Annotated in this window: 25 protein-coding genes, 1 tRNA gene and 1 pseudogene; 10 read left to right on the top strand and 17 right to left on the bottom strand. The window is 64.8% G+C overall.

The window, feature by feature from the left end:
* Positions 1-88: 88 nt before the first annotated feature.
* The 5 genes and pseudogenes from AC04SI_RS00920 to AC04SI_RS00940 all read right to left on the bottom strand — a co-directional run bounded on the left by AC04SI_RS00920 (position 89) and on the right by AC04SI_RS00940 (position 3,358).
* The gene (locus tag AC04SI_RS00920; protein WP_488473800.1) at positions 89-370 is read right to left on the bottom strand and encodes a hypothetical protein; all 282 of its coding nucleotides are present in this window, start codon (positions 368-370) and stop codon (positions 89-91) included.
* Entirely contained in the window at positions 315-1,172 is an 858-nt protein-coding gene (locus AC04SI_RS00925) for a tetratricopeptide repeat protein (RefSeq protein WP_488473801.1), read from the bottom strand. Before AC04SI_RS00925 ends, AC04SI_RS00920 begins: the two co-directional genes overlap by 56 nt.
* Entirely contained in the window at positions 1,109-1,687 is a 579-nt protein-coding gene (locus AC04SI_RS00930; protein WP_488473802.1) for a hypothetical protein, read from the bottom strand. The genes AC04SI_RS00925 and AC04SI_RS00930 overlap by 64 nt, the downstream gene beginning before the upstream one ends.
* A gap of 81 nt (positions 1,688-1,768) precedes the next feature.
* Positions 1,769-2,736 (bottom strand): annotated as a pseudogene (locus AC04SI_RS00935) (caspase family protein).
* A gap of 52 nt (positions 2,737-2,788) precedes the next feature.
* Positions 2,789-3,358: an NADPH-dependent FMN reductase gene (locus AC04SI_RS00940; protein ID WP_404274930.1), complete on the bottom strand. Its 570-nt coding sequence runs from the start codon at positions 3,356-3,358 to the stop codon at positions 2,789-2,791.
* Between the two features lie 195 nt (positions 3,359-3,553).
* Between AC04SI_RS00940 and AC04SI_RS00945 the strand changes: the two genes are divergently transcribed.
* Positions 3,554-4,930 carry a cytochrome P450 gene (locus AC04SI_RS00945; protein ID WP_488473803.1) on the top strand — a complete coding sequence of 459 codons (1,377 nt, stop codon included), beginning with the start codon at positions 3,554-3,556 and terminating at the stop codon, positions 4,928-4,930.
* A gap of 21 nt (positions 4,931-4,951) precedes the next feature.
* Here the strand turns inward: AC04SI_RS00945 and AC04SI_RS00950 are convergent, their stop codons facing one another.
* The 7 genes from AC04SI_RS00950 to AC04SI_RS00980 all read right to left on the bottom strand — a co-directional run bounded on the left by AC04SI_RS00950 (position 4,952) and on the right by AC04SI_RS00980 (position 11,397).
* Positions 4,952-5,926, bottom strand: a complete 975-nt coding sequence (locus AC04SI_RS00950; protein WP_404274934.1) for a complex I NDUFA9 subunit family protein — start codon at positions 5,924-5,926, stop codon at positions 4,952-4,954.
* Between the two features lie 186 nt (positions 5,927-6,112).
* Positions 6,113-6,565: a DoxX family protein gene (locus tag AC04SI_RS00955; RefSeq protein ID WP_404274936.1), complete on the bottom strand. Its 453-nt coding sequence runs from the start codon at positions 6,563-6,565 to the stop codon at positions 6,113-6,115.
* Positions 6,566-6,950: 385 nt separating this feature from the next.
* Positions 6,951-7,952: an Ldh family oxidoreductase gene (locus AC04SI_RS00960; RefSeq protein ID WP_488473804.1), complete on the bottom strand. Its 1,002-nt coding sequence runs from the start codon at positions 7,950-7,952 to the stop codon at positions 6,951-6,953.
* Positions 7,953-8,042: 90 nt separating this feature from the next.
* Entirely contained in the window at positions 8,043-8,852 is an 810-nt protein-coding gene (locus tag AC04SI_RS00965) for an ABC transporter permease (RefSeq protein WP_404274940.1), read from the bottom strand.
* Positions 8,852-9,517 carry an ABC transporter permease gene (locus AC04SI_RS00970; protein WP_488473890.1) on the bottom strand — a complete coding sequence of 222 codons (666 nt, stop codon included), beginning with the start codon at positions 9,515-9,517 and terminating at the stop codon, positions 8,852-8,854. Before AC04SI_RS00970 ends, AC04SI_RS00965 begins: the two co-directional genes overlap by 1 nt.
* A 214-nt stretch (positions 9,518-9,731) precedes the next feature.
* A complete protein-coding gene (locus AC04SI_RS00975) occupies positions 9,732-10,526 on the bottom strand; it encodes a transporter substrate-binding domain-containing protein (RefSeq protein WP_404274942.1) in 795 nt (264 codons plus the stop codon).
* Between the two features lie 58 nt (positions 10,527-10,584).
* Positions 10,585-11,397 carry an ABC transporter ATP-binding protein gene (locus AC04SI_RS00980; RefSeq protein WP_404274944.1) on the bottom strand — a complete coding sequence of 271 codons (813 nt, stop codon included), beginning with the start codon at positions 11,395-11,397 and terminating at the stop codon, positions 10,585-10,587.
* Positions 11,398-11,619: 222 nt separating this feature from the next.
* Here AC04SI_RS00980 and AC04SI_RS00985 point away from each other — a divergent pair, with 222 nt between their 5' ends.
* The 3 genes from AC04SI_RS00985 to AC04SI_RS00995 all read left to right on the top strand — a co-directional run bounded on the left by AC04SI_RS00985 (position 11,620) and on the right by AC04SI_RS00995 (position 14,930).
* Entirely contained in the window at positions 11,620-12,468 is an 849-nt protein-coding gene (locus AC04SI_RS00985; RefSeq protein WP_404275356.1) for a dimethylarginine dimethylaminohydrolase family protein, read from the top strand.
* Positions 12,465-14,045 carry a 5-guanidino-2-oxopentanoate decarboxylase gene (locus AC04SI_RS00990; RefSeq protein WP_404274946.1) on the top strand — a complete coding sequence of 527 codons (1,581 nt, stop codon included), beginning with the start codon at positions 12,465-12,467 and terminating at the stop codon, positions 14,043-14,045. Before AC04SI_RS00985 ends, AC04SI_RS00990 begins: the two co-directional genes overlap by 4 nt.
* 177 nt (positions 14,046-14,222) lie before the next feature.
* Positions 14,223-14,930 carry an SDR family NAD(P)-dependent oxidoreductase gene (locus tag AC04SI_RS00995; RefSeq protein ID WP_404274948.1) on the top strand — a complete coding sequence of 236 codons (708 nt, stop codon included), beginning with the start codon at positions 14,223-14,225 and terminating at the stop codon, positions 14,928-14,930.
* Positions 14,931-15,006: 76 nt separating this feature from the next.
* Here the strand turns inward: AC04SI_RS00995 and rpsA are convergent, their stop codons facing one another.
* The 3 genes from rpsA to aroA all read right to left on the bottom strand — a co-directional run bounded on the left by rpsA (position 15,007) and on the right by aroA (position 19,178).
* Positions 15,007-16,704 (bottom strand): 30S ribosomal protein S1, encoded by a 1,698-nt coding sequence (gene rpsA, locus AC04SI_RS01000; RefSeq protein WP_488473805.1) that lies wholly within the window; start codon positions 16,702-16,704, stop codon positions 15,007-15,009.
* Positions 16,705-16,909: 205 nt separating this feature from the next.
* The gene (gene cmk, locus AC04SI_RS01005) at positions 16,910-17,560 is read right to left on the bottom strand and encodes a (d)CMP kinase (protein ID WP_404274952.1); all 651 of its coding nucleotides are present in this window, start codon (positions 17,558-17,560) and stop codon (positions 16,910-16,912) included.
* 259 nt (positions 17,561-17,819) lie between these two features.
* Positions 17,820-19,178, bottom strand: coding sequence for a 3-phosphoshikimate 1-carboxyvinyltransferase (gene aroA, locus AC04SI_RS01010; RefSeq protein WP_404274954.1), 1,359 nt, complete (start codon positions 19,176-19,178; stop codon positions 17,820-17,822).
* A 193-nt stretch (positions 19,179-19,371) separates the two neighbouring features.
* Between aroA and AC04SI_RS01015 the strand changes: the two genes are divergently transcribed.
* The 5 genes from AC04SI_RS01015 (at position 19,372) to AC04SI_RS01035 (ending at position 22,645) form a co-directional block, all read left to right on the top strand.
* Positions 19,372-19,764, top strand: coding sequence for a TIGR02300 family protein (locus AC04SI_RS01015; RefSeq protein ID WP_006204003.1), 393 nt, complete (start codon positions 19,372-19,374; stop codon positions 19,762-19,764).
* 171 nt (positions 19,765-19,935) lie between these two features.
* A tRNA-Ala gene (locus AC04SI_RS01020) sits at positions 19,936-20,011 on the top strand.
* 150 nt (positions 20,012-20,161) lie between these two features.
* Entirely contained in the window at positions 20,162-20,497 is a 336-nt protein-coding gene (locus AC04SI_RS01025) for a hypothetical protein (protein WP_404274956.1), read from the top strand.
* 133 nt (positions 20,498-20,630) lie between these two features.
* Positions 20,631-21,650 carry an LLM class flavin-dependent oxidoreductase gene (locus AC04SI_RS01030; protein WP_404274957.1) on the top strand — a complete coding sequence of 340 codons (1,020 nt, stop codon included), beginning with the start codon at positions 20,631-20,633 and terminating at the stop codon, positions 21,648-21,650.
* A 281-nt stretch (positions 21,651-21,931) separates the two neighbouring features.
* Entirely contained in the window at positions 21,932-22,645 is a 714-nt protein-coding gene (locus AC04SI_RS01035) for a DUF2161 family putative PD-(D/E)XK-type phosphodiesterase (RefSeq protein ID WP_404274959.1), read from the top strand.
* Here AC04SI_RS01035 and AC04SI_RS01040 read toward each other — a convergent pair.
* Positions 22,568-23,053: an alpha/beta hydrolase family protein gene (locus tag AC04SI_RS01040; RefSeq protein ID WP_404274961.1), complete on the bottom strand. Its 486-nt coding sequence runs from the start codon at positions 23,051-23,053 to the stop codon at positions 22,568-22,570. The two genes, AC04SI_RS01035 and AC04SI_RS01040, sit on opposite strands and share 78 nt — an antisense overlap.
* Before the next feature lie 88 nt (positions 23,054-23,141).
* Complete coding sequence (locus tag AC04SI_RS01045; protein ID WP_404274963.1) at positions 23,142-24,089, bottom strand: GlxA family transcriptional regulator; 948 nt, start codon at positions 24,087-24,089, stop codon at positions 23,142-23,144.
* An 88-nt stretch (positions 24,090-24,177) separates the two neighbouring features.
* Here AC04SI_RS01045 and AC04SI_RS01050 point away from each other — a divergent pair, with 88 nt between their 5' ends.
* Positions 24,178-24,885, top strand: a complete 708-nt coding sequence (locus AC04SI_RS01050) for a DJ-1/PfpI family protein (protein ID WP_404274965.1) — start codon at positions 24,178-24,180, stop codon at positions 24,883-24,885.
* Positions 24,886-24,912 lie beyond the last annotated feature (27 nt).

Raw genomic sequence — 24,912 nt, forward strand, 5'->3', positions numbered from 1 at the left:
GATATAGGCGCAAAAGGCGGTTTTTCCAAGGTTTGCGAGCATTTCCGGGGTGCAAGAGCCGGCTATCGGCGACCGGCTTCGGTCAGGCCTATTTCACGCGGGCCAATCGATCCCTGAGAAACTTGATCATGAACTTGTAGCGCGGCGCCAGCCGGCCGCTGCGGTCGAGCTCCAGCGTCATCTCCAGCGCCTCGGAAAGAACCGCCTTCGGGTTCTTGGCGACCTGGGAATAGTCGATCATCGCAACCACCAGATCGCGCTGCCAGGTGGCGTTGTCGGGGTCGGATTGGGCAAGCTGCTGGCGGATGTCCAGGCTATCCTGGAACGCCTGCCGCGCACCCTTGATGTCGCGCTGCTTGACCTTGAGCATGCCGATCTCCGACAGCGTTATCGACAGGTCGCGCTGCCAGTCGAGATTGGCCGGGTCCAGCTTCGCCAGCCTGTCGACGATGACGAAACTGTCGAGATACAGTTTGAGCGCGCCCTTGCGGTCGCCCTGGATGGCAAGCACGCCGGCGACCTTTTCGAGGCTGACCGAGAGGTCGCGGCTGCCACTCCGTGTTTCCGGGGTCGCCGTCTGCGAGCTGACGGGCCTGCGCCAGCGCTTGTTGATAGGCCGCAAGCGCTGCCGGCCAATCCTCCTGATCCTTCAGCGCATTGCCGATCTTGGTGTTGCCGACCGACAGATCGCGCTTCAGCTCGGTGTTATCGGGGTCGCGGCTCAGCAGCCGTTCGACGATTCCTAGGCCTTTGCGGTAGGCGGCCAGCGCGCCGTCGGCGTCGCCGCGCTCGCGCTTGAGGTCGCTGATCGTGTCGTGACTGACCGAGACGTCGCGTTGCCTTTGCGCGTCGTCGGGCGCCTTCACGGCCAAGGCAAGGCGGATAATCAGGCCTTCTTCAAAGGCCGCCTGCGCATCGTCCAGCTGTCCCGCGGCACGTGCGAGGCGGGCGATCTCGTCATAGGAAATGGTCAGGTCACGCTGCAGGTCGGCGCGCTCCGGCTCGTTGGCGGCGAGCACTTTCTTGATCGACAGGCTTTCCTGGTAGACTTGTGAGGCGCCGGCCAGATCGCCGTTTGTCACCAGCACGTCGCCGATCTTGTCGTCATTCATGGCCAGATCGCCGAACCATTCCAGGCGGCCCGGGTCGGCCGAGGCCAGCTCACGCAGCATCGCGCGCGCGGTCTGGTAGTTCTGCAGGGCCGCCGGCAGATCGCTTGCGCCATCCTGATGTTGCCGAGCTTGGTGTGGCTGATGGCGAGATCGCGCCGCACGCCCGGATCGGTTTCCTGCCGCGACCTTTGCTCGAGATTGGCCCGCAGCGCCTCGAAGGCGCGACCGGCGGCGGTGATGTTGCTAACGGTGGTGTAGAGTTTGCCCAGCTCATCCAGCGTGCGGATCTGGCGGTCGAAATCGTCGGGATCGAGCGCCGACGGCCCGGCCTCGCCATAGAGCGCCAGCACAGCCTCATAATCCTTGATGGCGGCGCCATAGTTGAGGTCGGCGCGGGCCGCACCGCTCGACAGAAAGCGCGTCGCGGCTTCGGACAGTGTGCGACTGGCGAAATTGGCCTTCAGCGCCTTGCGCGACACACTGTCGATGCCGGCGGCCTCGGCGAGTTTTGCCCGCGCGGCATTGAAAGCGCCGAGCGAAAGCTGCTCTTGCGCCTGCTGGCGCAGCGCGCTCACCTGCGGATCGCTGGCGCCGAGACCCCTTCATTTCGCTGCGCACCTTGACGAAGGCGTCGGCGGCCTCGCGCAGCCTGGCGTTCACGCCGAAAGATGGCTGGCATCGGCGCTGATCAGCGCGCCATAGAGCGGCGCCAGCGGCATGTCGGCATCGCTGGCGATCCGCTCGACCTCGTCGCGCATTTGTGGTGTCACCTCGGCCATGGCCAGCAGCAGCCGCTCGCGCTCCGGCAACTGCTCTCTGGTGGATGCGGCGAAGAACAGTTGCGGCAGGCCGCTCTCGACATAGGGCAGTTGCTTGCCGCGCGTCAGGTCGTAGACCTCCTGCTGCACCAGCGTCAGCACCGAGCGGATTTCGAGCCCGTCGGTGCCGAGATATTTCGCCAGCGCCGCGGTGAAAGGCGAGTTCTGGCCCGTGCCGTCGCCGGCCGTCTCGCCGGGCGCGGCGGAAAAGGCAAACAGGGTATTTTCTGCCTTCCCGATACGGCCGAGACCGGGCCGCACCTTGTCCGAGACATTCTTGGCCAGCGCTGTCGCGCCACGGCCTTCGCCGGCGCTTGCCGTGAACGGATCGCTGCGGCAGGCGTCGAGCACGATCAGCCCGACCTTGGCCGTCGCGGCGACGGCCTCGCGCACCTCTTCCAGCGGCAGGCTGGTCCTTTTCAGCGCATCGAGCGAGGAAGCGTCGGCATCGACCGGCAGCAGCCGGTTGTCGCCGGAGATTTCGACGCCATGGCCGGAGAAATACACCAGCGCCACGTCGGCGCCCTTGGCATCCTCGCGAAAATCGTAGAGCGCGCGGCGCATGCGGCGCAGATCCCGGTTGGTTTCGACGACGCCTCGAAGCCGAGCTTTTTCAGCGCCGCTTCCATCGCCTCGCCGTCATTGACGGGATTGGCCAGCGGCCGGATCAGCCGGTAGTCGTCATCGGCGACGATCAGCGCCACGCGCCGCTCCGCCATGGCGGCGGCGGCCGTCGACAAGATCAGCAATAGCGCAAACAGAAATCGCAAGTCGAACCGCCCCGGCCCGGTCAATGGCCGGAGCATTTCATCTCTTTATGGCGTGAACAAGCCGGGTTGTCTTGCCGGTAAACGGAGCCTAACCGGCCCGCAGCGGCTTCAGCGCCTCGCTCCAGCGGAACAGCTCGTCGAGCATCGTTCTGGTACCGCCAAGCACCTGCTCGCTGGGCTCGAAAGCGCCATCCTCATCGAGCAGCTTCTGATAGGCATGCAGCGCCACGCCCTCGGGGATCGGCATCACGCCGACCGAAGTCAGCAGCGGCTTGACCGCCTGCGCCGCGCGCAGGCCGCCGGAGACGCCGCCATAGCTGAAGATGGCTGCGGGTTTGTATTTCCACTCGCGGGAGAGATAGTCGACCGCGTTGACGATCGCCGGCGCCACGAAATAATTGTACTCCGGCGCCACGAAGACGAAGGCATCTGCGGCGTCGATCGCCTTCGACCAGGCCTTGGTGTGGTCCTTCTCATATTTGGCGAGCTTCGGATGATGCGGCTCATCTAGCACCGGCAGGTTGAACGCGGCGATGTCGGTCAGGACGGGCTCGAACTTGCCGTGCTCGCGCGCAAAGCCATCCAGCCACTTGGCGAAAACCGGTCCGGCGCGGCTGGGTCGCGTGCTGCCGATGATGACGTTCAACCGGTGTTTCAAGGCGGGCTCCTGGAATGATTGGCAGTGGCGGTACCTGTTGGTGACCGTCACCTAAGCCACGCGCCAACAAGCGGCAAGAAGGCACGGCGAGGGGACCGGTCACATTCCGGGGAGCGGATGCCCGGTGCCCTGCCGTTCGGCCACATGGACGCCGGCTTTGCCGCTCACTACATTGGGGTATCAGCGGAGCATCCGATGGACACGCAGCCCGCCCCTTTCGTTCCGCCCGCACCGAAGCCGCGCACCACGCCGCCGTCGACGCTGGAGATGATGCGCATCGTCCACCGCAATCCGCTCGAGCTGTGGGGCGAGCACACCTACAACGAACCCTGGATCTCGGTGAACGGCATTGGCGGCCCGCTGGTCATCGCCAACGACCCTGGCCTGATCCGCCATGTGCTGGTCGACAATGCCAGGAACTACAAGATGGCGACGGTGCGCCAGATGATCCTGCGCCCGATCCTGCGCGACGGCCTGCTGACCGCCGAGGGCGAGGTGTGGAAGCGCTCGCGCAAGGCGATGGCGCCGGTGTTCACGCCGCGCCACATCTTCGGTTTTGCCCAACCGATGCTGAAACGCACGCTGGACTTCGTCAGCCGCTACGAGGCCGGCGGCACTTCCGACATCGCCCACGACATGACGCTGCTCACCTACGATATCCTGGCCGAGACGCTGTTTTCCGGCGAGATTTCGGGCGAGCCGGGCAGCTTGGCCAGGGAAATCGACCGGTTGTTCGAGACCATGGGCCGCGTCGATCCGCTCGACCTGCTGCGCGCGCCCGAATGGCTGCCGCGGCTCACCCGCATCCGTGGCCGCAAGACGATGGCCTATTTCCGCAAGATCGTCACCGATACCGTCCGGATGCGCGAGGAGCGGCTGAAGCGCGATCCCGATGCGGTGCCGCAGGATTTCCTCACGCTGCTGCTCAAAGCCGAGGGGCCTGATGGGCTGACGCGCGCCGAGGTCGAGGACAACATCATCACCTTCATCGGCGCCGGCCACGAGACGACGGCCCGAGCTCTGGGCTGGACGATCTATTGCCTGGCCGAGGCGCCCTGGGAGCGCGAAAAAGTCGAGCGCGAGATCGACACTGTCTTGGCGCGCGAGCCTGATCCGACGAAATGGCTCGATGCCATGCCGCTCACCCGCGCCGCCTTCGAGGAGGCGCTCAGGCTCTATCCGCCGGCGCCGTCGATCAATCGCGAACCGATCGAGCCGGAGACCTGGAACGAGCTTTACATCCCCAGGCGCGCCGCGGTGCTGGTGATGCCGTGGGTCGTGCATCGCCACAGAAAGCTGTGGGACCGGCCGGACGCCTTCATGCCCGAGCGTTTCCATCCAGGGAATCGTGAAAAAATCGACCGCTACCAGTATCTGCCGTTCGGCGCCGGCCCGCGCGTCTGCATCGGCGCCAGCTTCGCCATGCAGGAGGCGATCATCGCGCTGGCCATCATGCTGTCGCGCTTCCGCTTCGACACCACTGCCGAGACGAAGCCCTGGCCGGTGCAGAAGCTGACGACGCAGCCGCAGGGTGGATTGCCGATGCAGGTCACCGCCAGACACGCCTCATAACCCGCAGCGAATTTCTGCCGGCTACGCGGCCGACTTGCGCTGGAACTGGCCTGCGGCGCGGAAGCGCCAGAGGTAGCTTGGCAGAATCGTGCCGATCGACTGCGGCTGGATGCCGAGGCCTGCAAGCGTCCTGTTTTCCCTGGCGGCCGCGTCCGAGACGATGTTGTGCTCGCGCAGTTGCAGCACCTGGTCCTTGGTCAGCATTGGGTTGGGCAGCAGGCCGAGGATCGACGCCTGCATGTTCGCCACCCACCATGGCACCGGCATCAAAATCCGCTTGCGCTCGATGACGGTGAGCAGTTCTTCCATGCATTCCTTGAAGGTGAGCACCTGCGGCCCGCCGAGCTCGTAGATCCGGCTGCCCTCGACCTTGCCCTCGACCGAGCGCGCCACCGCCTCAGCGACATCGCCGACATAAACTGGCTGGAACTTGGTGTGCCCGCCGCCGAGCAGCGGCAGCACCGGCGAATAGCGCGCCATGCTGGCGAAGCGGTTGAAGAAGGCGTCCTCGGGTCCGAAATTGATCGAGGGACGGAAGATGACGGCATCCGCGATCGTCTCCAGCACCGCCTTTTCGCCGAGCGCCTTGGTGCGGGCATAGTCCGATTGCGCGTTGAGGTCCGCTCCCAGCGCCGAAATATGGGTGAGGCCGGCACCGACCGAGCGCGCGGCTTCGGCGATGGCGCGGGAGCCGAACTCATGCACGGCGCCGAACTTCTGCCGGCCGCTCTCATGCAGGATGGCAACCAGGTTGATGACATGGTCGGCGCCCTGCACGGCACGGTCGACCGACCAGCGCACGCGCACATTGGCCTGCACCGGCTGGATCTGGCCGACATTGCCGAGCGGTTGCAGATGGCCGGCGAGATCGGGCCGGCGGACGGGCACCCTGATGCGGTAGCCGCGCTTGGCCAGCGCCCGAACGACATGGCGGCCGACAAAACCGGACCCGCCGAACACGACGACGAGCTTGGGGGTCTGCAGGATTTCGGTCATGGCTGGCTCCGGCGCTCGCAAGCTTGGCTGAAGCCGCTTCTTAATCCGTTTCGAGGCAAAGGCAAAGAGCGACCGGAGGTCGCTCGTGACCTTGTTTCAGAGCAATTCCAGGAAAGGTGTGAAGCGGGTTTCCCGGGAAAAGCGCATAGCGCTTTCCCTTGGGAATTGCGTCCAGGCAGACCAGCCTCAGAACGCCTTGCCGATGCGCGCGTCGACCGAATGGCGGTTGCCGCCACGGATGACGAAGAAGAGCAGGATCGCCGCCCACAGCAGCGACTTTTCTGCGCCGGAAAAACCTTGGCCGATGGTGACCCAGTGGAACCAAACAGTCACCAGAAGCACGAACATCCCGGCAAAGGCAGCCGGGCGGGTGAGCAGGCCGATGGCGATGAAAATGCCGCCGAAGAATTCGGTGCAGGAGAGAAGCAGCGACCAGAACGCGCCGGGATAGAAGCCGAGGCCCTCGACCATCTCGGCGGCGCCGAGCGGATCGGTGATCTTCTGTGAGCCATGGATGGTAAGGAAGATGCCGGCGACCGCCCGCAACATGGTTTCCGCGGCATTGTTCAGTGTGGCGTAGAGGCCGCCAAGGGCGGGAATGAAAAGGTTGTTGCTGGTGTTGTCGGTGGTTGCGGACAAGGCGGTCTCCCTCTGTTGCTGTCATCCGCAGACGCCCGATGGCGTCGGGCGGTGTCAAATAAACAAAAGTTGACCATCGCACACATGTTTTTCTTGACAGGAGACAAAACGTAGAAAACCCCGCCGAAGCGGGGTTTTCCGGGTGACGTTCGTGTCGAAACCAGGGTCCAACGAGACGGCCTGACCTGAGACGGTATCAGCTTGGCGTGAGACGCCCGCCCCAGCCCTGGACGCATCCGACAGTAGGCACCGACCGGGCAAACCCAACCCGGACAAGCATTGGTCGCCGGGGTTGACCGGAAGGTTCAGCGACGGACGCAAAAATCCACGCCTGCCCCACAGCCTCGCGCGAGAGATCGGCTATTTATTTGATGGATAAGGATTTTCAGGCCGAGTAGCGCTCGGCGAATTCGGAAATGCGCTGCACCACCGCCTTGGGGGCGTTAATGCCCCGCGCTTGCGCCTTCTCCGCCGCCTCGGCCCGGGCGCGTCCCGGCACGTGCACGCCGTAGCGCCGCCGCAGCCGGTCGAGCTGGTCTCTCATGCGCTGCTCGAAATCCGGATCGAGCAGCTTCGGCTCGATCGCAAGCACGAACAGGCCGGTTCCCGGGCTGTCCGGCCCGCCGCTGAACCAGGGTGCGTCGAGCGACCAGTTGGCGCCGGACAGGCCGGCCGCCAGCACCTCGACCATCAGCGCGATGTTGGCGCCGCGCTGGCCGCCGAAGGCAAGCATGGCGCCCTTCATGGCCGCCGCCGCATCGGTGGTCGGGTTGCCGCTTTCGTCGAGCGCCCAGCCTTCAGGAATTTTCTTGCCGTCCTCAGCCGCCCTGCGGATGTTGACGAAGGCAGTGGCGCTCGACGACTGGTCGATGACTAGAGGCGATCCGTCGGCGGTGGGTGCGGCAAACGACATCGGGTTGGTGCAGTAGACCGGCTTGACCGAGCCTGAACCGGCAAGCACCGCCGGCCCGTTGGTGGCGGCGAAGGACACCAGCCCAAGTCCTGCCAGCCGGCCGGTGAAATAGCCGAGCGCGCCGCACGTATAGGCGTTCTTCTGTGAGAAGATCGAGACGCCGAACAGTTTTGCGGCCTTGGCGAGATCGTCGATCGTGCGGTCGAAGCCGGTATGGGCAAGGCCGCCACGCGCGTCGGAAAGATAGACGGCGAGCGCCGGCCTGGTGATGACGGGATCGGCATTGCCGTCGATGCGGCCGGCTTCGATCGCTTCCAGATAATCGATGAAATGCGTCAGCCCGACCGAGGTCAGCCCTTCTGCCTCGGCCGCGACGATCGAAGCGGCGAGCGACTGCGCTGCTTCCTCATTGGCGCCGGCGCCCAGCGCCGCCATCCGGCACAATCCGGTTGCCTGCTCGAGACTGAGTTGCATGGCGATGAATCCTAAGTGAGTAGGGAGTAGTCAGTAGTGAAAACGAGTCAGCGAATGGCCGACTACACCCTATTTGCCACTCACTACTCGCTAACCAATCTTGTTCGGGATCCGCGCTTCGATCCGGCTGAAGGCGAACACGAGAATGCCGGTGATCGCCATATAGATCAACGCCAGCAGCAGCAAGGGTTCATAGGTGAGGTAGGTGTCCTGTCGCACCTTGGACGAGACGGCGAAGATGTCGATGACGCTGATCGTCGCCACCAGCGGCGTTGACTTCAATTGCAGCACGGTTTCGCCGGTCAGGGTCGGCAGCGCCCGATAGATGGCCTGCGGCAGCCAGATGCGCCGGAAAATCTTCCAGCGGCTCATGCCGAACGCACGGGCAGCCTCGAGCTGGCCCTTCGGCACGCCGGCGAAGGCCCCCCGCATCACCTCGCCCTCATAGCCGGCGAAGGACAGCGTCAGCGCCAGGACGCCATAGGGCCAGGCCTGGCGGAGATAGGGCCACATCCAGGACTCGCGGATCCAGGGGTACTGCGGAAACAGCGAGCCCAGCCCGTAATAGAGCAGCCAGAGCTGGATCAGCAACGGCGTTCCCCGGATCACGGTGCAGAAGGCCTTGGCGGGGGCGGAAAACCAGAACGGGCCGGCGGCCTGCGCCAGCCCGAGCGGCACGGCGAGCAGGAAACCCAGGAAGCAGGTGACGGCCAGGATCCACAGCGACCGCCACATGCCCAGCAATCCCATTTCGTAATATTGCGGCAGCCAGTCCCAGCGCATGAAGAAGGCGGCGCCGAGGACCAGCGCCAGCGCGATCAGGATCAGCACGATACGATGCGGCTGCAGCCACAGCGATGTGCGCGCGGCAACGTTGATGATGGTCGCTTCGCCGGCCATCAACGTGCCTCCTTGACCGAAGGCATGCCGCGCCGCGACCAGGCCTCGACGCGGCCGAGGATCAGGTTGGAAAACAGCGACAGCATGAGATAGAGCGCGCCGGCCGCGACATAGAAGGTGAAATAGGCTTTGGTGACGCCCGCCGCCTGCCGTGTTGCCAGCGCGAGTTCGAAAAAGCCAACGACTGCCAGCAGCGCGGTGTCCTTGGTGGCGATCAGCCAGAGATTGGCAAGGCCGGGTATGGCGAAAGGCAGCATCGCCGGCAGCGTGATGCGCCTGAGAAGAAGGCCGGGAGACATGCCATACGCGCGCGCAGCTTCAATTTGGCCCTGCGGAATGGCAAGGATCGCGCCGCGGATGACCTCGGTCGAATAGGCGCCCTGGACAAAGCCCAGCACCGCGATGCCGGCCGCAAGCCCGCTGATGTCGATACGCTGATAGCCCATCGCCGTCAGCAGCTGGTTTATCAGGTCGGTGCCGGCGTAATAGAGCAGCAGGATCAGCACGAGTTCCGGTACAGCGCGCACCACGGTCGTGTAGACGGCGAGGAGATCGCGCACCACCGGGCCGCCATAGAGCTTGCCATAGGCGCCGCACGTACCGATCAGCAGACCGAGGCACGTTGCGCCGACCGCGATCTCTATCGAATGAAGCAGACCGAGCAACAGAGTCCCGCCCCAGCCGGGCGGCACGGGCGAGAGAAGCTCGATGATGCCGGCCGCCGAGGCCGGAAGAAGTGCTTCGATCAGCTTCGCCCCCAAATGGCTGGCGCCAGGACTGCTGGAGGTTTCCGCCAGCAGCAAGCTTGCATGGACAGGTCTCGACGAAACCATGCGGAGTGGGGAGCACTCCGCATGGCTATTCGCTCAGCTGCGGCCGTCAGTTCGACTGGCTGTCTTCGCCGTAGATGTCGAAATCGAAGTACTTCTTCGAAATCTCTTCATACTTGCCGTTGGCGCGGATCGCCTTGATGCCGGCGTTGATCTTGTCCTTCAGCTCGGTGTCTTCCTTGCGGATGCCGGCGCCGACGCCGGGACCCAGAACCTCGACGTCCGGAGCCACCATGCCCTTCAGGTCGCAGCACCCCTTGCCCTGATCGGACTTGAGGAACTCGCCGAGTGCGATCGAATCGGCCTGCACCGCGTCGACACGGCCGGCTGCGAGGTCCTGGTTGGCCTCGTCCTGGGTCTGGTATTCCTTGATTTCGGCCGCACCGGTGAAGTGCTTCTTGGCGTAGACGGCATGCACGGTCGACACCTGCACCCCGATGACCTTGCCCTTGAGGTCATCCGGCGTGGCGCCGAACTTCTGGTCCTTCGGCCCGATGATGGCGGTCGGCGTGTTGTAATACTTGTCGGAGAAGTCGATCGTCTTCTTGCGCTCGTCGGTGATCGACATCGAGCTGGCAATGACGTCGATCTTCTTGGTCGTCAGCGCCGGGATGATGCCGTCCCAGGCGACGGGGGTGATGACGCAGTCGAGCTTTTCTTCAGCGCAGACAGCATCGATGAAATCGATCTCCCAGCCGACCCATTTTCCCGAGGCGTCCGGCGAGGTGAAGGGCGGGTAGGGCTCTGCGGCGACGCCGATCTTGACCGGATCGGCCTTGGCCATGCCCATGGCGGCAACGCCGAGCAGCAGCGCTGCGGCGAATGTCTTCAGAACAGTCTTCATTTTCACGACTCCCAGTGTGTTGTTGGTTCCCGGTTCTTCGCCCGCTTACCCCGGATCGTTAGCCGATGTTGCGGATGAATTGTTTGAGCCTTTCGGATTTGGGCGCACCGAAGATCTGCTCCGGTGGTCCTTCTTCCTCGACCAGCCCGTTGTAGAGGTAGACGACATGCGTCGCGACCTCGCGGGCGAACTTCATCTCATGCGTGACCAGCACCATGGTGCGGCCTTCGCGCGCCAGGTCGCCGATCACCTTCAGCACCTCGCCGACCAGCTCCGGATCGAGGGCCGAGGTCGGTTCGTCGAACAGCATGACGCGCGGATTGATCGCCAGCGCGCGGGCGATCGCAGCCCGCTGCTGCTGGCCCCCAGACAGATAGGCCGGATAGACGTCGCGCTTTTCGGCGAGGCCAACGCGGGCAAGCAGCTTTTCGGCCTGGGCGATCGCCTCGTCGCGCTTGACGCCGAGCACGTGCACGGGAACCTCGATGACGTTCTCGATCAGCGTCATGTGGCTCCACAGGTTGAAGTTCTGGAACACCATGCCGAGCTTGGAGCGGATGCGTTCGATCTGCCTGCGGTCTGCGGGAACAGTGTGGCCGTGGCTGTCGGCCTTCAGCTTGATCTCCTCGCCATTGACGCGGATGATGCCGCTGGTCGGATTTTCCAGGCAGTTGATGCAGCGCAGCAGAGTCGACTTGCCGGAGCCTGAGCCGCCGATGATGGCAATCACCTCACCGTCGCGCGCCGACAGCGAGACGCCCTTCAGCACATGCAGCTCGCCAAATTTCTTGTGCAGGTTCTCGACATGGATGGCTTCGGCGGCGCCGTCCTGCGCCGTATGCTTCAGTGCGGGAGCCGTAGCCGACGCCATTACGCTTTCGGTGCTCCGCGGAGCCGCCGGACCCATCGCTGCTGCAATCGTTTACCCATTACCCGTCGCAAAACAGAAGTTCCCTGTCACAAGATGGACCGTTCCGCTTGCCTCCGTCAACCACGGTTTTTGGACCATTGATCACAGCCTCTTGTGGTGGTTAGTGGCGGCAACGGACGTTTTAGGGAGAAGTTGGTGGGCAAAACATTCGGGTCGCAGTCCATGGCCGGGCAACTGGAACGCGTTTTGATGCGCTCCGCTGCCAGCGCCATGCGCCATGCCAGAGCTTCGGAGTGGCACTATGGCCCGGGCTTCGATCCGCAAAAGGCGGCCGCCCAGCACGAGGCGCTGACCAGGCTGGTGGCGGGCTCGGGTGCCGAGATCGAATGGCTGACCGACACCGATGACGGGTTGGCCGATTCCGTCTTCACCCACGATCCCTCGCTGATGACCGACCATGGCGCCATCATCCTCGCCATGGGCAAGGCGCTGCGCCGTGACGAACCGGCCTTGCACGAAGCGGCCTATACGCGCATGGGCATTCCCGTCCTTGGCCGCATCGAAAGCCCCGGCCAGGTCGAAGGCGGCGACTGTGTCTGGGTGGACAAAACCACGCTGGCCATAGGCCGCGGCGTGCGCACCAACCAGGACGGCATCCAGCAGCTTGCGAACCTGCTGACGCCGCAGGGTATCCAGGTCTATGGCTTCGACCTTCCTCTGTGGCACGGCGAAGAGGCCTGCCTGCACCTGATGTCAGTGATCAGCCCGCTGGCCGACGATCTGGCGCTGGTCTACGCGCCGTTGCTGCCGGCTACCTTCTACCAGATGCTGCGCGCCCGCGGCATTCGCCTGGTCGAGGGCGACGCCGACGAATTCTTCGCCTCTAACGGGCTCAGCCTCAACGTGCTGCCGACCGCGCCGCGCCAGGTCATCGCGGTCGCCGGTTTTCCGAAGACCGCAGCCGCCATGCAGGCTGCCGGCTGCACGGTCTCGACCTTCGAGGCCGACGCTCTGTGCATCGCTTGCGAGGGCGGCCCGACCTGCCTCACGCGTCCGGTGCTCAGACAATGACGACGATCGGCGAAGCACTCATCACCTTGCTCGAAGCCCATGGCGTCGACACCGTTTTCGGCATTCCGGGCGTCCATACGGTCGAGCTCTATCGCGGCCTGGCGCGTTCGAAGATCCGCCATGTCACGCCGCGCCACGAGCAGGGCGCCGGCTTCATGGCCGACGGCTATGCACGCGCCAGCGGCCGGCCGGGCGTCGCCTTCGTCATCACCGGGCCGGGGCTCACCAACACCATCACCGCCATGGGCCAGGCGCGCGCCGATTCGGTGCCGATGCTGGTGATCTCCGGCGTCAATGCCATGCCGACGCTCGGCAAGGGTCTTGGCCATCTGCACGAACTGCCCGACCAGCGCGGCATGATGGAAAAGGTGGCGCTGTTCTCGTACCGTGTCACCGAGGCCGGCGAACTGCCCGGCGTGCTCGGCCGCGCCTTCGCGCTGTTCTCGTCCTCGCGTCCCGGCCCGGTCCATATCGAAATCCCGACCGATGTCATGGTCAAACCGGGCGACGGCATCGAAGCCTTGCTGAGCAATGTCGCGCCGCCGGTTCCCGATGCGGCGGCGATAGGGGAGGCGGCCAGGCTTTGCGCGGCCGCCCGCCGCCCGCTCATCCTTGCCGGCGGCGGCGCCAGGCGGGCCGAGGCGCCGTTGCGGCGGCTGGCCGAAAGGCTCGGCGCGCCGGTCGTCGAGACCGCCAATGCGCGCGGCCTGCTGCACCGCCATCCGCTATGCGTGCCGGCAGGCCCTTGCCTGAAGGCGGTGCGGGCGCTGATGGCGGAGGCCGACCTGGTCATTGCCGCCGGCACCGAATTCGGTCCGACCGAGTATGACGGCTATAGCGATGGCGGTTTTGTCCTACCGCCCAACCTAATCCGCATCGACATCGGCGCCGACCAGCTCGCGCGCCGCCCGGCCACCGTCGCCATCCAGGCGGATTGCGCCGAGGCAATCGAGGCCTTGCTGGCTCAAACAGGTAGCGCACCGGCGGCATCGGCCGACGGCCCGGCCCGCGCCGCCGCGACCCGGCAGGCCGCGTTTGCCGAGCTCGGCCCGGCCATGCAGGCGCAAATGCGCGCGGTCGAAGTGATCCGCGATGCCTTGCCCGGATCGATCATCGTCGGTGACTCGACGCAGCCGATCTACGCCGCCAACCTGTACTACGACCATGACCGGCCGGGCGGCTGGTTCAATGCCGCCACCGGCTTCGGCGCGCTGGGCTTTGGCCCTCCGGCGGCCATCGGCGCCGCGCTTGCCGTGCCTGAGGCACCGGTCGTCTGCCTCACCGGCGATGGCGGCTTCCAGTTCACCTTGCCGGAACTGGGCGCCGCGCTCGATGCGGATGCGCCGGTCATCTTCGTCGTCTGGAACAATCGCGGCTATCGCGAGATCGAGACTTCGATGCTGAATGTCGGCGTCGAACCGGTTGGTGTGTCGCCGGCGCCGCCGGATTTCTGCAAGCTGGCCGAGGCCTATGGCATTGCCGCCGAGCGGCTTGCCGGCGTTGGCGGGCTGGAGGATGCGCTCAAGCGCGCACGCGCGACCGGACTGCCCTACGTCATCGAGATAACCGTGGACTGAGTTTGGCCGAGCAACGCGTTTCATGCGTCAGCCTGGCGAGGCTTGCGTCCGGCCGGCGGCCCGAGCGATGCAAAGTCGCGACCCAGCCATGTCGATATTTCAGTTGAGTGATCGAGTGAAAGGCGCGACTTTCGCTGGCGGCGTGGCCTAAGCATAAGAACACTGGAGCAGTCGAATATGACGGAAACACTGGACGGCAGGCATATCGTGGTGACCGGCGGCACCGGGGCGCTGGGCGGCGCGGTTGTCGGCAAGCTCCTGGAGCAGGGCGCGGTCTGCCATGTTCCCAATGCCCATGCCGCCGCACCTTCGCATTTTCCTTTCACCACGCATGATCGCGTCAGGCTGGCGCACAATGTCGACCTTTCGGACTCCGCCAAGGTCGAGGCGTTCTACCACCAGCTTCCGGAACTCTGGGGTTCCATCCACCTGGCGGGCGGCTTCACCATGGCGCCGGTGGAGAAGATCGAGTCGGCGTCCTTCGCCGAGATGATGGACACCAACGCCCGCACGACCTTCCTGTGCTGTCGCGCGGCGGTGCGCTCGATGCTGGCGTCGAGCACGGCGGGCCGCATCGTCAACGTCTCGGCGCGCGCCGGGCTCGAGCCCAGGCGCGGCTCCGGCATGGTCGCCTATGCCGCCAGCAAGGCGGCAGTCGCCGCGATGACGCTGGCCATGGCCGAGGAGTTGAAAGGCAAGGGCATATTGGTCAATGCCGTGGCGCCCTCGACTCTCGACACGCCGGCAACCCGGACCGACATGCCGGACGCCGATTTCAGCAAATGGGTCAGCCTTGAAGCCGCCGCCGAGGCGATCGCCTATCTCGCCTCGCCGGCCAATTTGGCAATGAGCGGCACGCTGGTGCCGCTTTACGGCAGGGCCTGAGCGCAATCTTCTAGCCAAAGAAAAACCCCGCCGGAGCGATCCGGCGGGGTTTTGTTTTCAGTCGGTGCGAAGGGGCTTAACTGCCCTGCTTCTTCAGCGCGGCACCCAGGATATCGCCCAGCGAAGCGCCGGAGTCGGTCGAGCCGTACTGGGCGACCGCTTCCTTCTCTTCGGCGATTTCCAGCGCCTTGATCGAGACCTGCAGCTTGCGGGTCTTTTTGTCGAAGGCGATGACGCGGGCATCGACCTTCTGGCCGACGGTGAAGCGCTCGGGGCGCTGCTCGTCGCGATCACGGCTGAGGTCAGAGCGCTTGATGAATGTCTCGATGCCGCTGTCGACCAGCCGCACTTCCAGACCGCCATCCTTGACGCCGATGACCTCGCAGGTGACGACGGCGTTCTTGCGCAGTTCGCCCGAGGTCGCCGCTTCGCCGACCGTATCCTTGGCCAGTTGCTTGATGCCGAGCGAGATGCGCTCCTTCTCGATGTCGACGTCGAGCACCTGCGCCTTGACCATGTCGCCGCGATTGTACTCTTCGATGACCTGCTCGCCCGGACGGGTCCAGTCGAGGTCGGAGAGGTGCACCATGCCGTCCACGTCGCCTTCCAGGCCGATGAACAGGCCGAACTCGGTCTTGTTCTTGACCTCGCCCTCGACCTGGCTGCCGACCGGATGGGTGCGCGCGAAGGCTTCCCACGGGTTTTCCAGCGTCTGCTTGAGGCCGAGCGAAATGCGGCGCTTGGCCGGATCGACCTCGAGCACCACCACGTCGACTTCCTGGGTCGTCGACAGGATCTTGCCGGGGTGCACGTTCTTCTTCGTCCACGACATTTCCGAAACGTGGATGAGGCCTTCGATGCCCGGCTCCAGCTCGACGAACGCGCCGTAGTCGGTGATGTTGGTGACGGTACCCTTGATCTTCTTGCCGATCGGGAACTTGGTGCCGATCTCCGACCACGGATCGCTTTCGAGCTGCTTCATGCCGAGCGAGATGCGGTGGGTATCCTGGTTGATGCGGATGATCTGCACCTTGACCGTCTGGCCGATGTTGAGGATCTCGGTCGGATGGTTGACGCGGCGCCATGCCATGTCGGTGACATGCAGCAGGCCGTCGATGCCGCCGAGGTCGACGAACGCACCGTAGTCGGTGATGTTCTTGACGACGCCTTCGACCACCTGGCCTTCTTCGAGGTTCTGCACGATTTCCGAACGCTGTTCGGCGCGGCTCTCTTCGAGCACGGTGCGGCGCGACACCACGATGTTGCCGCGGCGGCGATCCATCTTGAGGATCTCGAAGGGCTGCGGGTTGTGCATCAGCGGGGAAACGTCGCGGATCGGGCGGATATCGACCTGGCTGCGCGGCAGGAAGGCCACGGCGCCGTCGAGGTCGACGGTGAAGCCGCCCTTGACCTGGTTGAAGATGACGCCTTCGACGCGCTCGCCCTTGGTGAACTTCTCTTCGAGACGGACCCAGCTCTCTTCGCGACGAGCCTTCTCGCGCGACAGCATCGCTTCGCCAAGCGCGTTCTCGATGCGCTCGACATAGACTTCGACGGTGTCACCGACCTTGAGGGTGGTGTCCTTGCCCTTGACGCCGAATTCCTTCAGCGGCACGCGGCCTTCGACCTTGAGGCCGACGTCGATGATGGCCATGTCCTTTTCGATCGCGGTGATCGTGCCCTTGACGACCTGGCCTTCGCCGGAATGGCCGGCGGTAAAGGATTCTTCGAGCAGGCTCGCGAAATCATCGCGAGTGGGATTTGCAGCTGACATATTTTCTCCTGGAATGCCCCGCATCTCAAGCGGGACGGGCGCCGTGGGTTAGCGTTGCGTTGGCCTACCGGCGTTCCGGGCTACAAAGCCCTGGGCCGCTCTAAGCGGCAATTCCGGCGCATGAAGAATGCTGGCAGGCTGGTTCGTGCCCGATATGGGTATTTTCTTCACCGCCGGCAATCGGCAGCGTGAGGAAAAACCTGGATCAGGCCTTGTTTCTCTTGGCCAGCACGTCGTCGATGATCGCCATGGCTGCAAGAAACGCGGCTTCTATAGCCATTTCGCTGGTATCAAGCAAGTGCGCGTCGGCCGCCGGCTTCAGCGGCGAGTCGGCGCGACCCATGTCGCGCTCGTCGCGGCGCTGGATGTCGGCAAGGATCGTGGCGAAGTCGGCGCTGCCGCCGATGCTTTCGATCTCGGCCAGCCGCCGCCGCGCCCGCACCTCGGCGCTTGCCGTCACATAGAGCTTGATGTCGGCATCGGGGCACACCACGGTGCCGATGTCGCGCCCGTCGAGCACTGCACCCGGCGGCGTCTTGGCGAAGTCGCGTTGCTTTTCGACCAGGATGCGCCGCACGGTCGGATAAACCGCAACCTTCGAAGCTGCCTCGCCGACCGCATGCGCCGACAGCACGGCCCGGTCGAGCCTAGCCAGATCGACCTGACGCGCCGCGGTTTCGGCAGCCGAGACATTGTCGAGCGGTAGCGCGTGTTGAAGCAGTGCATAGGCTACCGCGCGATAGGTGAGGCCGGTGTCGAGCAGGTTCAGCCGGTAGTGGTCGGCGAGCCGCCGGGCGAGAGTGCCCTTGCCGGCGCCGGCAGGCCCGTCGATGGCGATGGTGAAGGTTGGGGTCATTGGTAGGTCAACGCCTCGTCTGCCTGGCGACAGGCCCTCGCGTCTTCGCCATCCCAGGGCGCAGCGAACGCGAAGCGGAGCGAAGCTCCTGGGATCCATGCCGTGACATCAGCCGAAGATAGCATCGTTGCGGCGCTTCGATGTAACGGCATGGATCCTGGGGTCTGCGCCGCGTCGCTTCACTCCTTGCTCCGCCCCAGGATGACGAAGGGAGAGATGTCAGGCGCCAATTTCCCAAGGTAGCCATTGCCATCGACCGCTATCCGATCTCCGCCCCAAGCCCCTTCATCAACCCCATGAACTCAGGAAAGCTCGTCGCGATCATCGCCTGGTCGTCGATGGTCACCGGCTTTTCCGTCGCCAGCCCCATGACCAGAAAACTCATGGCGATGCGGTGGTCGAGATGGGTCTGGACGATGGTGCCCTGGCCATTGGGGTGCTGGCCCAGGCCCTTGCCGCCCGGCCTGCCACGCACGGCAAGCGTCGCTTCGCCCTCGGTGCAGTCGACGCCGTTGAGCTTCAGCCCGTTGGCCACCGCCGAGAGCCGGTCGGATTCCTTCACCCGCAACTCCTCCAACCCCTGCATCAGTGTTTCGCCTTCGGCGAAGCTCGCCGCCACCGCCAGCACCGGGTACTCGTCGATCATCGACGGCGCCCGCTCGGGCGGCACGATGACTCCATTCAGTTCGGAATAGCGCACGCGCAGGTCGGCGACGTCCTCGCCGCCGGCATTGCGCGGGTTCAAGATGTCGATCCGGCCGCCCATCTCCTGCAAGGTCAGCAACAGCCCGGTGCGCGTCGGGTTCATCAGCACGTTTTCGATGACGATGTCGGAACCCGGCACGATGAGGGCGGCCACCAGCGGGAAGCCGGCCGAGGACGGATCGCCGGGCACGGCGATGATCTGCCCCGTGAGCTTGCCCTGGCCTTCGATGAAGATATGGCGCACGCCGCGCTCGTCGGTCTCGACCGTCAGATTGGCGCCGAACCCCTTCAGCATCTTTTCGGTGTGGTCGCGCGTCATCACCGGCTCGATCACGGTGGTGATGCCCGGCGTGTTCAAGCCGGCCAGCAGCACCGCGGACTTCACCTGCGCAGAGGCCATCGGCACACGGTAGGTGATCGGTGCGGCATGCTTGGGACCGCGCAGGGTGATCGGCATGCGGTCACCGGGCGTCGCCTTCAGCACCTGTACGCCCATCTGGCGCAAGGGTTCGAGCACGCGGCCCATCGGCCGGCCTGACAGCGAAGCATCGCCGATGAAGGTGGTTTCCATGTCGTAGGTTCCGACCAGGCCCATGGTGAGGCGCGAGCCGGTGCCGGCATTGCCGAAATCGAGCGGGCCTTCGGGCTGCAGCAGCGCGCCGTTGCCGGTGCCGCGGATCACCCATTCGTCGTCATGCTTCTCGATATGCGCGCCCATCGCCTTCATGGCCGCACCCGTGCGCATCACGTCCTCGCCTTCGAGCAGGCCGGTGATGCGGGTCTCGCCGGAGGCCAGGCCGCCGAACATGAAGGAGCGGTGCGAGATCGACTTGTCGCCGGGCACGCGCGCGGCGCCGGAAAGGGCTGGTGACTTGCGGGCCGTGGCCGGTTTCGGAGCGGCAGCGTGAGACATGGTTTTCCCTGGATGGAATGCCGGCGGACCGGCCATTTTCTTTTGTTGCGGCGGTCTCGTATCACGGCGCACGGAAATGGTCATCCCCTTGTACCGGGCCTTCGAAGGCCGGCTTTTGTAACGCCGGCTTTTGGCTTTGACAGCGCCGTAAACAGTGGTTAAGGGGACCAACCTTTTATCTACGAGGCTTGCCGTGGCAAAACCCGAACTTGGCACCAAACGCATAGACCCGGAAACGGGTCGGAAATTCTATGACCTGAACAAGGACCCGATCGTCTCGCCCTATACCGGCAAGAGCTATCCGCGCTCCTATTTCGACGAAGGCAAGATCACCGCGATCGAGGAGGACGAGGAAGTCGCCGAGAAGGAAGTCGACGCCGAGGAGGAAGAGGGCGCCGAGATCGTCTCGCTCGAAGAGGCCGATGAGGAGGCGAAGACCGGCGACGATCTTCCCGATCTGGGCGACGACGAGGACGATGTGGACCTCGGCGACGACGAGGACGACACGTTCCTCGCCGACGAAGAGGAAGAAGACGACGATGTCGCCGACATGATCGGCGTTGGCGACGACGACGACGAAGTCTGATCGGCCGCGGGCATGCGCCTGCAGGCTTTCTTGGGTTGTGACGAAAAAGCGGCTCTGGAAGGCTTGATATTGACGGAAGGCGGGGTTAGAAGCCGCCTGCACTAACGGCGCGGTCTTCGCAACCCGCGCCGATCTCTTCGCCGGAAACGGCGCCGGCTGACTGCCGGGAGTGGGGCCATAGCTCAGTTGGGAGAGCGCTTGAATGGCATTCAAGAGGTCGTCGGTTCGATTCCGATTGGCTCCACCAAACAGTCCTTTTCCGATGCTTGGTTTCGCGGCATTCGTGCTCGCCGCCTGCCAATCGGCTCCTGAAACACCGCCACCGCCTGCCCCACAGCCCGCCCTTCCCGCTGTTGCGGCTCCTGCTCCGGAGGGTTCGGCGGTTCTGGATCCCTCCGTGGCGATCACGCCCCCCGCCAAGGGCGTTCCGCCCAAATACGCCGCTTTTTCCGGCATATGGGCCGGACGGCTGGATGGGATGTATGAAGGCAAGCTGGCCGTGCTGACGATTTCTCCACGCGGGCAGGTGACGGTCACCTATGCGTGGGGCGATCTGGCCGACAACAGGCCGGGAGTGGCCGACGGCGCCGGGAAGATTGTGGGGAACACAATGAAGCTTGGGCGCCTCCCCAATGGCGCGGATGCCAGCTTTGCGATGCTGCCGGACGGAACGCTGGCTGCGACCTATACGCTTGCCGGGCAGACCTACACGGGCGCGTTCGCCAGGCAATAGTCGAGGCAGACAAACGCCGTTCTCGGAACCTTGACAGTCTGTGTCATGGACGATGGGTGTGTTGACGCGCTACCCACGGACCCGACGTAATCCTGTCGCGCCGACGAGGATGTAGAATGAACGGGCTTGTCGCATGAAGAAGATCGGCTTCCTTTCCTTTGGCCATTGGTCGCCCTCGTCCCAGTCGCAGACGCGGTCGGCTTCCGATGCGCTTCTGCAGGCGATCGAGCTGGCCGTCGCTGCCGAGGAACTGGGCGCGGACGGCGCCTATTTCCGCGTGCATCATTTTGCCCGCCAGCTTGGTTCGCCCTTTCCGCTTCTGGCCGCGGTTGGCGCCAAAACCAGCCGCATCGAGATCGGCACCGCCGTCATCGACATGCGCTACGAGAACCCGCTGTATATGGCGGAGGACGCAGGCGCGGCCGACCTGATCGCCGGCGGTCGCCTGCAGCTTGGCATCAGCCGGGGATCGCCGGAGCAGGTGATCGACGGCTGGCGCTACTTCGGCTACGTGCCGCAGGAAGGCCAGAGCGATGCCGACATGGCACGCAGCCACGCCGAGGTTTTCCTCGAGATGCTGCGCGGCGAAGGCTTCGCGCAACCCAACCCGCGGCCGATGTTTCCCAATCCCCCTGGAATGCTGCGTCTCGAGCCGTTCTCGGCCGGTCTGCGCGACAGGATCTGGTGGGGCGCCGCCACCAACGCCACCGCGCAATGGGCGGGCAAGCTCGGCATGAACCTGCAGAGCTCGACGCTCAAATTCGACGAGGGCGGACAGCCGCTCCACATCCAGCAGGCCGAGCAGATCCGGGCTTTTCGCGCAGCGTGGAAGGAAGCGGGGCATGCGCGCGAGCCGCGGGTGTCCGTCAGCCGCAGCATCTTCGCGTTGGTGAATGACCGCGACCGCGCCTATTTCGGCAGCAACGGGAGCGAGGATCATTTCGGCTACATCGAGCCCGACAAACTTGCCGTGTTTGGCCGTACCTACGCCGCCGAGCCGGATGTCCTCGTTGATCAGTTGAGAGAGGACGAAGCGATCGCCGAGGCCGATACACTGCTGCTGACCGTCCCCAACCAGCTCGGCGTGGATTACAACGCGCATGTCATCGGGGCGATACTGAAGCACATCGCGCCGGCCCTCGGCTGGCGCTGATGTTCCGACCTTCTTCGGCGCGCAGGCGGGCGCGGCGCTTATGCACTCGCGCAAACCGCCCAATGCGCGGACCATTCTTCGCGACATCGACGATGATGTAATCAGCGCAACAGGGCGAACCGGGTTTCGCAAGCTGTGCCGGGAAGCGGCCGGCCCTGCAGCGTTTCTGAGGTCGCTCGTCGGTTTCTGGTGAGGCTTGTCGCGCCAGGCACCGTAGATCGTAGCGGGCATCACGCGGTCTTCACGGTGCCAGCCTGGCCCGAATCGGCTAAGCCTTGCTTATGCAGGAAACGTCACTCTACACGCCGGTAAAGCGGTTCCTCGAGAGCCAGGGCTTCACCGTCAAGGGCGAGATTGGCGGCTGCGATATCGTCGGCGTGCGCGATGGCGAGCCGCCCGTGGTCGTCATTTGCGAGCTGAAACTGCAGTTCAACCTCGAACTCGTGCTCCAGGCAGTCGATCGCGCCGCGGCCTGCGACGAAGTCTGGCTTGCAGCGTGCATGTCGGCACGCGGCAAGGGCCGCGAGCAGGATCGCCGGTTCAGGGCGTTGTGCCGGCGCCTGGGCTTCGGCCTGCTGGGCGTTGGCGGCAAGGGCGAGGTCGAACTGCTGCTCAGCCCTGCCGCGCTGCCGCCAAGGCGCGACCCGAGGAGACGGTCGCGATTGATGGACGAGCATCGGCGCCGGCGCGGCGATCCCGCACCCGGCGGCAGCACGCGCGTACCGATCATGACCGCCTACCGGCAGGACGCGCTGGCTTGCGCCGCCGCCATGGCCGATGGCCCGAAGCGGCCGCGAGATTTGAAAGCCGTTTCACCACGCGCGGCCAGCATCCTGCTGCACAATTACTACGGCTGGTTTGCGAGGGCCGAGCGCGGCGTCTATGCGCTGACCGACCTCGGTCACGCCGCCATGCAATCAAATGGGATCCTTCAGGGTTCGCAGCAGGGCTCTCCGTATGAGGCCGATCAACTCGGAATGAAGGTCGGCACGTGACCGGCTGCCGCCGTCCTCGCAGATCGGGTCGACCTCCCCGAGCGATTTGAGCAGTTCGGCGCCGCCCGGCTTGCATTCCGGCAGAAAGCTGAAGTGCACGGCGCCCGCGACGGTGGCGTATGTTCCTTGCGGTACCAGGGCAGCCAGTTTGTCGGCGATTACCGCCTCGGGAATGGTGTCGGCGCTGCCCAGATTGATGAAGCTCATCGGGACCGCGATCTCTTTCAGGCTCTGTGCCTCGTAGGCCTGTGCGAGACCTGGATCGACCAGCACCGCCGATTTGATGCGCCGATCGAGGTTCGATCGTTCGAAGCGCGCTTTGTCGATTGTGCGCAGATCGACCTTGTCGACCCGTACCGGCTGGTCATCGACATAGGCCTGGCCGCCCGCATACCAGGCGCAATCCATTTGGCATAGGTGTCGCAGTAGCGCGCATAGGCTTGGGGAGAGCGCTTTCGCGCCCGGCGATACATTCGCTTCTCTACAGGTTGGTGCGTCAGAAACGCTCGCGATAGTCGCGCGGGTTCGTGCCGAGGACGCGCAGAAAGCCGCGCCGCATCGTCTCTTCCGAGCCGAAGCCACAGCGCCGAGCCGTCTGGTTGACGGCCAGGCCCCGTTCCAGCATCCGGCGCGCCGCCTCGATCCGGATCTCTTCGATTGCACGGGCGGGTGTCCGGCCCGTTGCGTCCCGATAGTGCCGCGAGAAGCTGCGCGGGCTCATATTGGCGCGGTCGGCCAAGTTCGGCAGCGACAGGTCACCGCCCAGATTGTCCAGGATCCAGCCATGCAGACGGTCGAAGCGCTCGTCGCCTTCCTGCAATTTGAGGGTCTGGCTGAATTGCGCCTGGCCGCCGGGGCGTTTCAGGAAAACAACCAACTGGCGAGCCACCGCAAGAGCCATGCGCCGGCCAAGGTCGGCCTCGACGAAGGAAAGCGCGAGATCAATTCCCGCCGTCACACCTGCGGACGTCCAGATATTGCCGTCGCGAATGAAGATCGGGTCGGGTTCGAGCCGGACCGCCGGAAAGCGCTGGGCGAACTCGGCGCAGCGTCCCCAATGGGTCACGGCGCGACGTCCGTCGAGGAGACCTGCCGTCGCCAGCAGGAAGGCGCCGCTGCAGACCGATGCCGTTCGCGTGGCGCCGCGCGAGCGGCCGATGACCCAATCGATCAGGCTCGGATCCTCGCAGACTGCGTTAACACCCCAGCCCCCAGGCACGATCAGCGTGTCGATTTCGAGCTCACACGGCGGCAGCGCCGCCGTCTCGATCATGAGGCCGGCCGACGTCCTGATCCGCGGGGAGGCGGCCACGACAACGACCTCATAGGCAGCCGGCTCGCCGGCCTGCAGCTTGAAGTCGTTGGCACTGGCGAAAACCTGAAGTGGCCCACTTACATCGAGGAGCTGGACGTCGGGATAGGCAAGGATTTCGATGCGGCGCATAGCGATTTGGCTCGAAATGAGGGGTGATTGGCGATCGTGCCAAAGCATGATCCCCTAGATTGGCCGGAGTCAACCTGCGGAGATTCCCATGGCCCTTCGTTTCGGCATCCTCGTATTCCCCAATGTCCAGCAGCTCGACCTCACCGGTCCTTACGAAGTCCTGGCCTCGGCAAAAGGCGCCGAGGTGGAACTGATCTGGAAGGACCGCAATCCCATAATGTCGTCGACCCGCCTATCCCTTGAGCCGACGGAGACGTTCGACGATTGCCCGCCTCTCGATGTGCTGTGCATTCCAGGCGGAGGAGGCATCAATGCGCTGCTGGAGGATCAGGCGGTCCTCGAATTCGTGCGGGAGCGCGCGGCGCAGGCACGCTACGTCACGTCGGTGTGCAGCGGCGCCCTGGTGCTCGGCGCGGCCGGGTTGCTCAAGCGCAAGCGGGCGACGACGCATTGGTATGCCCATGATTTCCTTGCCGAGTTCGGCGCAATTCCTGTCGACGAGCGCATTGTCGAGGACGGGAACCTGATCACCGCAGGCGGCGTCACCTCAGGCATCGATTTCGGTCTCCTCTTGGTCGCCAGGCTTCTCGGCCAGGCCGAGGCCGAAACGGTGCAGCTCACACTCGAATATGCCCCGGCTCCTCCCTTCCGATCCGGCACGCCCGCGCAGGCTTCGCCTGCTGTGCTGGCGCAGGCAAAAGAGCGGCTTACGGCCTCGAGGCGGGCTCGCGAGGAGATGTTTGCCCGCTGGCGCAGCGCCGGCGCGGTTCCCGAGCCGTCACGCGCCCATGGCTGAACCGGCCGGTCGAATGGCGCATCTCCG

The sequence above is a fragment of the Mesorhizobium sp. CNPSo 4689 genome (assembly GCF_057784325.1).